At 61.6% G+C, this 13,110-nt stretch carries 9 protein-coding genes; 7 read left to right on the top strand and 2 right to left on the bottom strand.

Translation table 11 applies throughout. The annotated features are described in order from the left end of the window. Nucleotides 1–6: 6 nt before the first annotated feature. Complete coding sequence (gene larB / locus NZ746_10410; GenBank protein MCS6817773.1) at nucleotides 7–783, top strand: nickel pincer cofactor biosynthesis protein LarB; 777 nt, start codon at nucleotides 7–9, stop codon at nucleotides 781–783. A gap of 12 nt (nucleotides 784–795) precedes the next feature. After that, nucleotides 796–3,987 (top strand): hypothetical protein, encoded by a 3,192-nt coding sequence (locus NZ746_10415; protein ID MCS6817774.1) that lies wholly within the window; start codon nucleotides 796–798, stop codon nucleotides 3,985–3,987. 88 nt (nucleotides 3,988–4,075) lie between these two features. Here the strand turns inward: NZ746_10415 and NZ746_10420 are convergent, their stop codons facing one another. Continuing rightward, nucleotides 4,076–5,281 (bottom strand): Tad domain-containing protein, encoded by a 1,206-nt coding sequence (locus NZ746_10420; protein ID MCS6817775.1) that lies wholly within the window; start codon nucleotides 5,279–5,281, stop codon nucleotides 4,076–4,078. A gap of 91 nt (nucleotides 5,282–5,372) precedes the next feature. Continuing rightward, entirely contained in the window at nucleotides 5,373–6,740 is a 1,368-nt protein-coding gene (locus NZ746_10425) for a hypothetical protein (GenBank protein MCS6817776.1), read from the bottom strand. Between the two features lie 409 nt (nucleotides 6,741–7,149). Between NZ746_10425 and NZ746_10430 the strand changes: the two genes are divergently transcribed. The 5 genes from NZ746_10430 (at nucleotide 7,150) to NZ746_10450 (ending at nucleotide 13,108) form a co-directional block, all read left to right on the top strand. After that, nucleotides 7,150–8,913, top strand: coding sequence for a bifunctional 3'-5' exonuclease/DNA polymerase (locus tag NZ746_10430; GenBank protein MCS6817777.1), 1,764 nt, complete (start codon nucleotides 7,150–7,152; stop codon nucleotides 8,911–8,913). A 77-nt stretch (nucleotides 8,914–8,990) separates the two neighbouring features. After that, nucleotides 8,991–10,049, top strand: coding sequence for a hypothetical protein (locus NZ746_10435; protein MCS6817778.1), 1,059 nt, complete (start codon nucleotides 8,991–8,993; stop codon nucleotides 10,047–10,049). Further along, on the top strand, nucleotides 10,046–11,596 hold the full coding sequence (locus tag NZ746_10440) for a SagB family peptide dehydrogenase (protein ID MCS6817779.1): 1,551 nt from the start codon (nucleotides 10,046–10,048) through the stop codon (nucleotides 11,594–11,596). The genes NZ746_10435 and NZ746_10440 overlap by 4 nt, the downstream gene beginning before the upstream one ends. A 67-nt stretch (nucleotides 11,597–11,663) precedes the next feature. Next, complete coding sequence (gene murQ, locus NZ746_10445) at nucleotides 11,664–12,569, top strand: N-acetylmuramic acid 6-phosphate etherase (GenBank protein MCS6817780.1); 906 nt, start codon at nucleotides 11,664–11,666, stop codon at nucleotides 12,567–12,569. Continuing rightward, nucleotides 12,566–13,108 carry a hypothetical protein gene (locus NZ746_10450; GenBank protein MCS6817781.1) on the top strand — a complete coding sequence of 181 codons (543 nt, stop codon included), beginning with the start codon at nucleotides 12,566–12,568 and terminating at the stop codon, nucleotides 13,106–13,108. Before murQ ends, NZ746_10450 begins: the two co-directional genes overlap by 4 nt. The last annotated feature ends 2 nt before the right edge of the window (nucleotides 13,109–13,110 follow it).

A 13,110-nucleotide genomic window follows, 5' to 3' on the forward strand; every position in this document is an offset into this window, starting at 1 on the left:
GACAAGATGGACTTTGCTAAAATAGGGGCCGTGAATGAAGGGGTACTCACGGAGTTGCTGCTCGCGTTTCGACGGGGAGAGGTGACGCTCGAAGACGTCCTCGCACGGCTTCGCCACCTCCCTTACGAAGACCTCGGTTTCGCCAAGCCGGATCACCACAGACATCTGCGGCAAGGTTTTCCCGAAGTCGTCTTCGGCCAAGGGAAAACGCCCGAGCAAATCGCCGCGATCGTCGCTCGGCTTTTGGCGCACAGCGCCTTAGCGCTGGTGACGCGGACGGATGAGGCCGCCTATGCGGCCGTTCGACGCATTGCCCCAGAGGCCGTCTATCACGCGCAGGCGCGAATGATCACTATTCGGCGCGGGGAACCTCCCGAGCCCCAAGGATTGATCGCCGTCGTCTCTGCGGGAACGGCGGACATTCCCGTCGCCGAAGAAGCGGCGGTCACGGCCGAGGCGTTGGGGAATCGCGTTGAGCGATTTTATGACGTCGGCGTCGCCGGGCTGCATCGGCTGCTCAGCGTCTATGAGCGTCTGCAGGCCGCGCGCGTCATCGTCTGCGTCGCCGGCATGGAGGGCGCCTTGCCGAGCGTCGTCGGGGGACTAGTGAGCGTCCCCGTCATCGCCGTTCCAACCAGCATCGGCTATGGCGTCGGTCAAGGCGGCGTGGCCGCTCTCCTCGGTATGTTGAACAGTTGTTCCGCGAACGTCGTCGTCGTCAACATTGACAACGGCTTCGGCGCGGGCTTTGTCGCTAGCCTCATCAATCGAAAAGCCCATTAAGGAGGATTGCCCATGCAGATCACAAAACGCGAGAAACGATTCGTCGGACATGGTGTACTGCGAATCCTGGGGCTGTCCATGATCGCGCTTCTGCTTCTTCTGCTTGTGGGGATTCCAGCAGCCCGCGGGCAGGGGCAGAGCGATCTTCGGCAGATCACCGGAGAGTTGTTTAAGAGCCTGGAGTTCCGCAACATCGGACCGGCCATCATGGGCGGCCGCATTGACGATGTCGCCGTCGTCGAGAGCGATCCCCGTATCATCTACATGGCAACAGCCTCCGGCGGCGTATGGAAGACGACGAACAGCGGCACCACCTGGGAGCCAATTTTCGACAACGAAGCCGTCAGCTCGATTGGCGATGTCACCGTCGCTCCTTCCAACCCCAACATCGTGTGGGTCGGCACAGGGGAACCCAACAACCGACAGAGCTCCTCATGGGGCAACGGCGTCTACAAATCGCTTGATGGCGGGAAAACCTGGCAGCACATGGGACTGAGCGATACCCATCACATCGGACGCATTGTCATTGATCCGACGAATCCGGACATCGTCTACGTGGCGGCGCTCGGTCGCCTGTGGGGGCCGAATCGCGAACGCGGACTCTTCAAGACGACCGACGGAGGGAAGACCTGGACGTGCGTGCTCTTCATCAACGAGGACACGGGCGTTGTGGACGTCGCTATGGATCCGCAGAGCCCCAACATCCTGTACGCCGCCGCATATCAGCGCCGACGCACGGCTTATGGATTTAACGGCGGCGGACCGCACAGCGGGCTCTACAAGTCCGTGGATGGTGGCGCGACATGGCAGAAACTCACGCGAGGGTTGCCGACGGGCGACACCGGACGCATCGGCCTGGACATCTATCGGCGCGATCCTCGCATCGTGTACGCCATCATCGAGAACAAAAACGGGGGCGTCTTCCGCTCGGAAGATCGCGGAGAGACCTGGACGAGGATGAGCGACGTCAATCCGCGTCCCTCCTATTACAGCAAGATCCGCATCGATCCCAACAACGATCAGCGCATTTGGGTCATGGGCGCGTCCATGTACTATTCCGAAGATGGCGGACGGACGTTTCGCACCAATTGGGTCACGCGCATCCACGGCGATTTCCATGCCATGTGGATCAACCCAGCGAATTCGGATCACATCGTCCTCGGATCCGACGGTGGCATTCACATCAGCTACGATCGGGGACGAACGTGGGACTTCATCAACACGTTGCCGCTCGGGCAGTTCTACGAGATTTGTTACGACATGCGCAAGCCCTACTACGTCTACGGGGGGCTTCAAGACAACGGCAGCTGGATGGGCCCCAGCCGCACGCTCTATACCGTTGGCATCACCAACGAGGACTGGATTCGCATCGGGGGTGGCGATGGCTTCTACGTGCAGGTGGACCCGACCGATCACAACATCCTCTACGTGGAATCCCAGAACGGCAACATCACGCGCCTGCACCTGAACACGGGGGAGCGTCGCATGATTCGTCCGGAGCCGAAGCCCGGCCAGCCTCGGTATCGGTTCGATTGGAATTCCCCCATCCTCATCTCCCCGCATGATCCGAAGACGATCTATTTCGGCGGGAACCGACTCTTCATCTCCCGAGATCGTGGCGAGACGTGGACGGAGACCGAGGACCTGACGACGCAGCCAGATCGGGACAAGATGCCAATCATGGGTGTGATTCCCGGTCCGGACACGCTCTCGCGCCACGATGGCGTGGAGACCTACGGGCAGATCACGACCATCTCGGAATCGCCCCTGCGAGCGGGGATCCTCTGGGTGGGGACCGATGATGGGAATGTCCAGGTCTCGCGCGATGGCGGCCGAACGTGGGAGAATGTCGTCGGCAACATCCCGGGTGTTCCGAAGAACACCTATGTGAGCCGCGTCGTCGCCTCGCGCTCGGGTGAGGGCGTCGCCTACGTCACGTTCGATGGACACCGCAGCAATGACTTCACGCCCTACGTCTACATGACGACCGACTTCGGGAAGACGTGGAAATCGCTGCGAAGCAACCTGCCGGATGGACACCCCATCAACGTCATTCGCGAGCATCCTCGGAATCCGAATCTGCTCTTCGTGGGAACGGAGTTCGGTTTGTTCATCTCCTTCGATCGAGGCGGGCGATGGATTCGATTCAAGAACAATCTGCCGACCGTTCCGGTGGATGACATTCAGATCCATCCGCGCGAGAACGATCTTATCCTGGGGACGCACGGGCGCAGCATCTTCATCCTGGACGACATCACGCCGCTCGAGCAACTTTCGCCGAGCGTCTTGGACTCGGACCTGCACGTCTTCGATATCCGACCGGCGACGATGTACCGACTCTACAACCACAAGGGCAATACGGGGCACAAGTTCTTCATCGCGCCGAATCCGCCTTATGGAGCGATCATCCACTACTATCTGAAGACCTCGCCCGGCGAGAGGGAAGAGGTGAAGATCACGATTCTCGATCGAGAAGGCCGAGTGATCCGCGAGCTGCGCGGGTCTAAGGTTGTAGGGATTAATCGCGTCGCCTGGGATTTGCGCCATGAACCTCCGGTGCGCGCGGAAGCCGAGCCGCCGGCCGGACCGCCCGGCGCGCCGCAAGGGCCGTTCGTGCTCCCAGGCGAGTACACGGTGCGTGTTTCCGTCGGCAATCGGCAAATGAGCAAGACCGTGCGCGTGGAGGAGGATCCTCGAATTCAGATCAGCGATGATGAGCTTCGCGCTCACCGCGAGGCCTGGCACCGCGTGGGACGTCTCTACGCGTCAGCCGATACGGCACGCCGCCGCGTCGTCGAATTACGGAATCGCGTCAACGAATGGGCCGAGAGCCTGAAGCGGCAGACGAATGTGCCGCCATCCGTACAAACGGCCGCGACTTCCCTGCTCCAAGAATTGGATGAGATTCGGGATCAGTTCGTCCCGCGGCCGCGCCCGCTGGGATTTGCTGGTCCCGATCTGCCGGGGACGCCGCGCCCGATCGTCGGACGTCTGGCGCAACTCTATTCGGCCATCGGCTCGTTCACGGCGCGACCGACGCCGCGACAGGCGGAGATGATCGAAGAGCTAGCGCAAGAACTCGCGCAACTTGTGGATCGCCTCAATCGCATCATCGAGGAGAAGATCCCGAACCTCAATCGGCAACTGCGGGAGAGCAATATCCCGCATCTCGCTCCGGGGGATCGCATCACCATACCGCGTTAACAGATCCGATGGCCCCTGATAGCTCGGGCTGAGGTGAGAACGCCTCGGCCCGAGCTATGTGCACTCGCCTGATGTAAGGGGGCGGCCATCAATACTGATTCGGATCTGTGAGCCGTACCGTTCCGACCAAATATCCACTGGCGCCACTGCTCCCGCGAGCTGGGCGCGCAGCCGGAGCGCCAGCGATGGCCCCAGGCAACCGCATGGGAATGAAGCGTCCGAAGACAGAATGCCCGTTGCTGCCCTCGATGAAGAAGGCTCCGAGATTGGCCACGCGGATCGTCGTCCGTCCCCCACGCGAGGGCGTCGTAGGGTCGAAGAGGACGATGGGAACGATGCGCGGACTCTCATTTGGCGGATAGCGATCGCTCCACACGTACCATTGGCGCGTCACCGGATCCCTTCGGAGCTGCGCATTCGGATCTTGAGCGATCAGGGTGCTCACACCCTGGCGCGTGGGACCGACCATGTTCCCCGGCTCCGTCGTGAGCGTATCCCCGATCCGCACTGTCCCGCCCCACCCATAAACAATATTGTCGCGATACGTATCGGCTCCTCGCCCACCTAAGGCGAGTCCGTAGAAGTTCCCCGGATACTCTGGCGAATTGCTCTTCAATTCGATGTATCGGCCATCCACATCGCGGGGAGCGATGAAGCCAGTAGGTGACCCAGGCGAACAATCGCGATAGACACTCAGGTCTTGCCCCTCGAATTCCGAATCGTACGGCGATTTATAATAGTCGGAGTTGACGGAGATCCCTCGCCACGTGTGGGGATTCGGATTGAACGGTCCATGATCCCCGTCCATCGGTGTGACGCAGATCCCGCCGTGGCCAAATTGATCCGGCGGGGCCAAAGGACGCCATCCCCCGGTCCCCCCAATGGCCGGAGCCACAACGGCCGCTGCGCGCACGCGGATATTCGCTTGACGAATTCCGAGGATGATGCCGAAGAACGTGTTCACCGGACGCACGATCTCGATTCGAATAACATTGGGCTTTGGGAACGTGATCTCGCTCGGAGAGAGCTGAACGGGCTGTCCAGCGGCCCGATTGCGCGCCGCATACTCGATGGCCAGACGCACGGCCGGTCCCGTCGCCGAGTAGTTCCCCGGTTCTTGCATGAGCCCCTGCGCGCCAGCCAACGCGGCGGCATCTACCGCGTTCTGCAATTGCGCGCGCACGACATAGAGATACCCCGCGTCTACAGCCAGTGTGGTCGCTCCCAAGAGCGCGACCAATCCCACCGTGGTGAGGACGATGATGCTCCCTCGATCATGCGCTCTTCGCTGCATGGCGTGCTCCTCCTGCCGGCTCGCTTAGCACCTTCGGGATCTTCCGCAATCGGCCGGGGAGCGTATTTTTCCCATCTCGGCGTCGGATTTCTCATTGCGCGCGGGCCGAGGGGAAGAGAATTCCACTTCGCTCACCTTCGCCCCGGATCCCCGCGATCGTGAGAAGCGCTCCGCTTGCCGCGACTTCGTGCACAAGGATCGTCAAGCCCGTCTGGGGATCGGTGAAACTCCGTCCCACGGTCAGGGCCGGATCGAGCCAGGACGCTGTCTCCGGCGTCAGATCAAGCAGGAAGCTTCCCCCACGCTCACCCGAGATCCCCAAGCGCACGACAACTCCGCGAGAGACATTGGAGTTTCGTGAGAGGAAGCGATCGAAGCCTCTCGGCAACCGATACTCGACGTAATACCACGCGGCATATCCCACCCCGACGTCCGCGCTTTTGAGGATCTTGAGCGCTTTCGGACCGTCTCCCTCTGCGTGGTAAGGGGCCAGGCGGAACGCCCCCTCCTCGGTCACGCGAAGGATCTCCTCGCCTTCGCGGAGCCATCCGAGTCGCTCCTTCTGAACAGCGCTCACGTGTCCCGCTCCCATCCCCATGATGTCGAGCGTATCACCGTATTCGAGGACTTGACACGCTTCCCCGAGCGCAACCCATCCGCATTCGAGCGCATGCGAATGGGAGAGACCGAGCCCATGCCCCAACTCGTGAGCTAAAACGTCAAAGGCGAGCGTCCCGTTGATCCACGCCGACGAAGGCGCTCCTCCAAGCGTCCCCAGCCCCCACCACGAACATGCGTTTCTGGGAAAGGCGTAGACGAAATGCGCGTATGCGGACAGATCAATCCCAGAGGCTTGGGCGACCGCGTGGGCTTCTTCAGCTAAGCGAAACGGATCGCACGCCGCAACGCTCATCGGCAGCGTGAACCACCCGAAGACATCGCCCTCTAGCGAGAGCCGTCCATAAGAGTTCTCCCGAAAGAACTCGGCTACGGTCATTAGCAGCGCGCGTGCCGTCTCAACGGAATAGGGCCGCACGACTCGATCGGAGAAGTTCAACAGAAGTAGCGCGACGCGACGTCGGCCAACAGTTTCAGGCAATTGCCGGCCTTGTGCCTCCGATGCTTCCTCAAGGTCTAGGTGTAGGGCGACGATCTGCTTCTCGTGACGAATGCCGCGCACGCGAGCCCGCATCCCTGTGCGAGCCGAGAACAGCGCCCTCGTATCTCCGCGCAGCCAGAATCGCCGCGCGTCCTGACGTAAGGCATATGACCGACGCGCCCATCCGAGATGATCCTCCACGAGGATCTCCACGATGCCCTCTTCTACTGAAGGGCTTCCTTGGGAGATCGCTAAGGGTGGATCGCCTCCGACAACCGCCGCTTGAAGAGAGATGCCGAGAGCGAGCGCAAGGAACATGCCGCGCGCTCGGCGGCTCGATGCTCGTCGTCCAAACGCCATATCCCCCCTCGCTCGATGTGTTCAAGGGAGGCTGCTTTTGAACGCGCTTCCGCTCAGGCGCTTGAACTCGAACGCTCGCGCGATCAGCTCACGAACACCATCTTCATCAAACGATCAGCGAATGCCCCGATCCTCCCCATTAGGACGCGCATATTGTACTTCTGCCCCTCTCTCAGATCAATCGGGCTAAAGGCGGATTTCTCTCCGCCGGAAGGGTGGGAAAGATCCCTCCCCACGCAGGTCGTGCCCCCTCACGGTCATTGTTTGCAGAATGAGCCGCGAAGGGGGTATGCTTGAAGAGAAGCAGCAAAGAAGCCGAGTCCCCCCGCAGGTAATGTCACCGGCGGATGGGAGACTTTCGGCGAAATGCTGAGAAAAAGCGAGCGTGGCGCTCGCGTTCGAGAGCGATATGAGGACCTATCGCGTGATCACGGAGCCGGCCGAGCTGGAGGCGCTGCGAGAGCGATTGCTTGCAGAGCCTGCGCTCGGCGTGGATACGGAGACAACGGCGCTCGATCCCTATCAGGGGCGCATCCGCCTGCTGCAGCTTGCCACGCGCAATGAAATCGCTGTGTTGGATCTCTTCGCCCTGGGTGAGCAAGCGTTGGATATGCTGCGCCCGGTTCTGGAAGGGGAACGACCGGTCAAGGTCCTGCACAATGCGAAATTCGACGCGAAGATGCTCCTGCATCATGCCGGCATTGAGCTGGGACGCCTTTTCGATACAATGCTCGCCTCACAACTGGTGGCCGCTGGCGATATGTCGAAGCGACATGGGCTCGCGGACGTCGCCGAACGCTATTTGCGCGAGCGCGTGGAGAAAACCCCGCAATTGAGCGATTGGAGCGGAGCGCTCTCTTCGACACAGCTCGACTACGCGGCGCGCGACGTCGAAGTCCTCCTGCCGCTTCGAGAAGTGCTCATTGAGAAGCTGAAAGAACTCTCGCTCGTTCGCGTCGCGAAACTCGAATTCGAGTGCGTGGTTCCGACGGCTGCCATGGAGTTGGCCGGTATGCCTTTCGACGTGGAGCGTTGGGAGGCACTAGTTGAGACATGGGAGCAGCGACGCGCCCAACTGGAGGAAGCATTGCGCCACGAATTAGCGCGCGGAGCGCCCCAAGCGAACCTCTTCGGCCAAGCCGAGATCAACGTGAACAGCCCACATCAAGTTCTGGCCAGCTTGCGTCAGCTTGGCCTCCTCGTCGAGGGCACGAGCGAAGCGGAGCTTCTGCCCTATCGGGATCACCCAGCGGTCCGGCTCCTGCTGGAATACCGCAGCGTACAGAAGCTGCTCAGCACCTTCGGGCGCGGCTTCCTCGAACATCGGCATCCGGTGACCGGACGCCTGCATGGCGATTTCCATCAGATCGGGACGCCGACCGGACGCTACAGTTGCAGCGAACCGAACATCCAGCAGGTCCCCAATGTGCCGGAAATTCGCGCGTGCTTCCGGGCGCCAGCCGGTCGGCGATTGATCGTGGCCGATTATTCGCAAGTCGAGCTGCGCATCCTCGCCGAATTCTCCCAAGACCCGAAGATGCTCGAAGCCTTCTTGAACGGGCTGGATCTGCATCGAATGACGGCGAGCTGGATGTTCAAAGTCCCTCCGGAGGAGGTCACCAAAGAGCAACGCGCTATCGCCAAGACGATCAATTTCGGCCTGATGTACGGCATGGGCGCGGCGAGTCTAGCGGCGCGCATTGCAGAAGTTCGCGACGGAGCGAGCGTCTCACTCACTGAAGCCGAAGCGTTGATCGCCAGCTATTTCGAGATCTATCGAAAAGTGGGTGAGTGGCTGCGGGCGGCCAGCGATACGGCCGTCTCGATTCGCCAAAGCCGCTCTCAATCGGGACGCTTATGGCGCTTTCAGTTCGATCCCACAGATCGCGAACAGGTCGCGGCCGTCCACCGATTGGGGAAGAACTTTCCGATCCAGGGGACGGGCGCCGATATTCTCAAGCGAGCGATGCGGCTCGTGTATGAAGCTCTCCGTCCCTACGACGCGCAGATCGTGAATTCGATCCACGATGAGATCGTCGTCGAAGTCGCCGAGGAGCACGCCGAGGAAGTCGCGCATCTGGTGCGTGAGCGCATGATCGCGGCCGGGCGCGAGTTCATCAAAACGGTTCCCATTGAGGTCGAAGTCGCCATCTCCGAAGCTTGGGTGAAGTGAAGACCGACGCCGGGAGCGCTCGAGCCTTCGGACGCGGTAGAATATCTGACGCCACGAATGATCGGGAGGGGGCAGGCATGAGAATCTGCGAACGCTGTCGGGCTGTGGTCGGTGCTGATTGGCGCTTCTGCCGATATTGCGGGGCTCGTTTAGAGTCGAGTCCCTCGACGAAGCCGGAGATCGGCGAAGAGCTGGAGACGGCGATCCTCGAGCCGCGCAAGACAGCGCCGGCGTACCTCCCTCCGGAGATCGAGCGCGTGCCCCTCGACGCGCAGCTCGATCGCCTGGAGAAACCTCGACGCCGATTCCAGTGGTTGGCATTTCTGCTGGTCGGCGTGCTCGCGCTCGGAGCAGTGAGCAGCGCAGGCGTTTTCCTCTGGCACGAGGTCGTTCGTCACTGGGTGGCGCCGACTCGCTTCTCTGCCCATCAAAGCGCTGAGTTCTCCAGACGCTTGACGCTCCCCTTCGACAGCGATGTCGCACTCGCGAACACTAATGGGAATGTGACGATCCGGACGTGGGATGAACCGATGGCCTTGATCACGGCGCGAAAGCGAGGACGGTCGGCCCGCGATCTGGACGACGCGCGCATTGAGATCACCGAGAGGGAGAATGGGCTCCGCATCCAGACCGTCCAACCGGATGGTTCAGAGGTCGCCGTGGATTATGAGATCACGCTCCCGCGCCGCGTGCGACTCTCCGACGTGCGCGTCATCAACGGTCACATCCGCGTCCGCGATGTCGAGGGATTCGTCAGAGCGAGGGCGGTCAACGGTCGAATCGAACTGGAGGGGATCGCAGGGGCCGTGGAGGCTGAGACGGTGAACGGAAGGATTGAGGTCGCGCTCGCTCGATGCGCGGACGAGCGCGGGACGATATTGCAATCCATCAATGGGCGGCTCACGCTGAGGCTGCCGGAGATTTGCGATGCCCGCCTCGAAGCGGAGACGCTCCGTGGAGAGATCGTGGCCGACGATGAGCTGGGATTGACGCGCTCGACGGAACGCTCTCTGGGACAGCGCGCGGAAGGGCAACTCGGTCGGGGCGGGCCGTTGATCCGCGTGCGCGCCGTCAACGGAGCGATCCGCTTGGAGCACCAGATGCGCCCGAGCGCGGAGGAGGGAATGCGACGATGAACCAGGACACGACGATCGCGTGGAAATATCACGAGGCGACGAAACATTCCTATTGGAGCGTGCGCACGAGCGCGCACTTCTTGGATTGGGAGAACCAGCCGCTCCCGTTCAAGATCTATCCGGAGTTGGAGGTGATTCCGTTGCCGCGCGAACTGCCGGAGACGGGCGTCTCGACCTTCACCGCTCTGGGAGAGGAAATCCCGCCGCCGGGCGCTTCGAAGGATCCGATCGAGATGCGACCGACGCTCGAACAACTCGCCCACATTCTCTTCTATTCGGCGGGCATCACGAAGAAGAAGACGTATCCCGGTGGAGAATTCTTCTTTCGCGCGGCCGCGTGCGCCGGAGCACTCTATCCGATCGAGGTCTATGTGGTCTGCGCCGATCTGCCGGACCTTCCCGCCGGCGTGTATCATTTCAGCCCTGCGGATTTCGGCGTGCGGCGTGTGCGCGAGGGCGATCACCGGTCGTTCCTAGCGGCGGCGGCTGCGCATGAACCTTCGCTTCTGTGGGCTCCGGTGGTCCTCGTCTACACGGCCATCTCGTGGCGCAGCGCGTGGAAATACCGCGCTCGGGCGTATCGGTATCATTTCTGGGACTGCGGCATGATCTTGGCCAACGCGATGGCGGCAGCTACGGCCTGGCGGCTCCCGCACAAGCTCATCGTGGGATTTCAGGACGACTTGGTCAATCATCTCGTGGGCGTAGATGGAGAGCGCGAGATGAGCCTGGCCCTTCTGACTATAGGACAGACCGCTCACCCCCTCGCGGCGTCGGACCCAATGCCGATGCTGCCGGAGGTGAGGTGGGCCGTCGTTCCGCTCTCGCGCGAGGAAGTCCCATATCCGCTCATTCACCAGATGCACGCGGCATCACGGCTTCATAGCGCTGCGGACGTTCACGCTTGGCGCGCGCATCCGCTGCGACGCGGGGATCCCGAACCAGAAGCCGCGCTCTTCCCTCTTGATTCGAGAGCGCCGTTGGCGCCATCCGAGGAATCGTTGGAATCCGTCATCCGGCGTCGCGCCTCCACGCGGCGCTTCGCCCGCAAGCCGATCTCCCTCTCGGAACTCTCCACGATCCTGGAATATGGGACGAGGAGATTTCCGTGCGATGCCATCGAGGATTCGCTCAACGATCTCTACGTGAACGCGCATGCTGTTGAGTCGCTTCCTCCGGGAGCGTATTTCTTCCACCATCGCCGAAAGGCTCTGGAACTGCTGAAGTCGGGCGATTTCCGCCGTGACTCTCGTTATCTGTGCTTAGAACAGGACCTCGGAGGAGATGCGAGCGCGACCGTCTTCTTCCTCGCCGATCTTCGGACGATCCTCGCGCATTATGGAAATCGAGGCTATCGGCTCGCACAATTGGAAGCCGGAATCATCGGTGGGAAGTTTTATCTGACGGCTTACGCGCTGCGTCGAGGGGCAACGGGTTTGACCTTCTACGACGACGATGTGACGGCGTTCTTCTCACCTCACGCCGAAGGCAAAAGCGCGATCTTCGTGATGGCGCTCGGAGTGGCCGGTCCTCGTCCTCGATGGTAAGCGTCAGAGCTTGAGCACGGGCGCGGGAGCCGATACATTTGAGTCCTCCGCTGAGGAGGGGTCGGCGATGATGGAAGAGTTGATCACAGAACAAGCGAACCCTCGCACGCGGGACATTGACGAGCGGAGCACGATAGAGATCCTCCGCCTCATGAACGAGGAGGACAAGCTCGTGGCGGAAGCTGTCGGGCGCGAGTTGGAGCGCATCGCGGCGGCTGTGGAGGTGATTGTGGAATGCCTGCGGCGCGGGGGACGCCTCTTCTATGTCGGGACAGGGACGAGCGGTCGTCTGGGCGTCCTGGACGCCGTCGAATGCCCACCTACGTTCGGCGTGGCTCCGGAGAAAGTTCAAGCGATTCTCGCCGGAGGTTACGACGCTTGCCACCGCGCGGTCGAAGCGGCTGAGGACGACCCGATGGCTGGAGCCGCCGCTATCGCCGAACGGGGAGTGACGGCCGGCGACGTCGTCGTGGGAGTGACCGCGAGCGGACGCACGCCGTTCACCCTGGGCGCATTGAAGGCTGCGCGTTCTCTGGGAGCGATCACTATTGGCATCGCGTGCAACCCGAATCCCGAGATCGCGCGCGTCGCCGATCTGACGATCACGCCCGTTGTCGGTCCCGAGGTGATCGCAGGCTCGACGCGCTTGAAAGCGGGGACGGCCCAGAAGATGGTCCTCAACATGCTCAGCACGGCGGCGATGATCAAGCTCGGCTACACTTACGGCAATCTCATGTCGAACCTGCAACTGAAGAACGAGAAGCTCCGGCGGCGTGCCATCTCGATCCTCCGGCAGGAATTCGCTCTCTCAGAGGAAGAGGCTCGTCGCCGGCTGGAGGAGACCGGATGGGAGCTGAAGACGCTCATCGTGATGCTGAAGACGGGTACTGCTTTGGAAGAGGCGCGGCGCGCTCTGGAAGAAAGCGACTTCTCCATCAAGCGAGCGATCGAGAAGCTCACGGCCTCGGCGTGAGAGACGATCGCGGACGACTGCAATGGATGCCTGGCGGCAGCTCACTCAGCTTGGGGCGGGTCCATTGGCGTCGAAAATTCGCACTTTGCCTCATGCTCCTTCTCGTCTTGGGCGAGGGATGTCGCCGTTCGTCCACGACCGATTCGCAGACGAATCGCCACGAGTCACGGGGAGAGGCGCCCGCCCTCTCCTCCGAGCGTGAATCGGACGAAGTGCGCCCACCTTCTCCGTTGCCGGAAGGCTTTCCCGCAGATGTGCCGGTCTATCCCGGAGCGATTGTGCTCGTCAGCCGCCGAACGGAAACTCAGCTTACGGCGACGTTCGCAACCAGCGATGGGTTGTCGCAAGTGCTCGATTTCTACCGCGCACAGTTGCCCCGAGCAGGATGGACCGTACAGGAGCGAGAGCAGACCGAGGGGATCGCTTTCGAGGGGCGAAAAGGGACGCGGGCATGCCAGGTGGCATTGACGGAAGATCACGCGCGCACCTACATCGCCTTCGTCCTCTCGCTCGCACCGAAAGCCGGGATGAAAGAGTAGGC

It is taken from the genome of Blastocatellia bacterium, assembly GCA_025055075.1.
In the GTDB taxonomy this organism is placed as follows: domain Bacteria; phylum Acidobacteriota; class Blastocatellia; order HR10; family HR10; genus HR10.

Coding starts and splice junctions, on each gene's coding strand:
- NZ746_10420 (MCS6817775.1), bottom strand. CDS start 5,281: ATGCAGCGAAGAGCGCATGATCGAGGGAGCATCATCGTCCTCACCACG.
- NZ746_10440 (MCS6817779.1), top strand. CDS start 10,046: ATGAACCAGGACACGACGATCGCGTGGAAATATCACGAGGCGACGAAA.
- NZ746_10415 (MCS6817774.1), top strand. CDS start 796: ATGCAGATCACAAAACGCGAGAAACGATTCGTCGGACATGGTGTACTG.
- NZ746_10425 (MCS6817776.1), bottom strand. CDS start 6,740: ATGGCGTTTGGACGACGAGCATCGAGCCGCCGAGCGCGCGGCATGTTC.
- murQ (MCS6817780.1), top strand. CDS start 11,664: ATGATGGAAGAGTTGATCACAGAACAAGCGAACCCTCGCACGCGGGAC.
- larB (MCS6817773.1), top strand. CDS start 7: ATGGACTTTGCTAAAATAGGGGCCGTGAATGAAGGGGTACTCACGGAG.
- NZ746_10435 (MCS6817778.1), top strand. CDS start 8,991: ATGAGAATCTGCGAACGCTGTCGGGCTGTGGTCGGTGCTGATTGGCGC.
- NZ746_10430 (MCS6817777.1), top strand. CDS start 7,150: ATGAGGACCTATCGCGTGATCACGGAGCCGGCCGAGCTGGAGGCGCTG.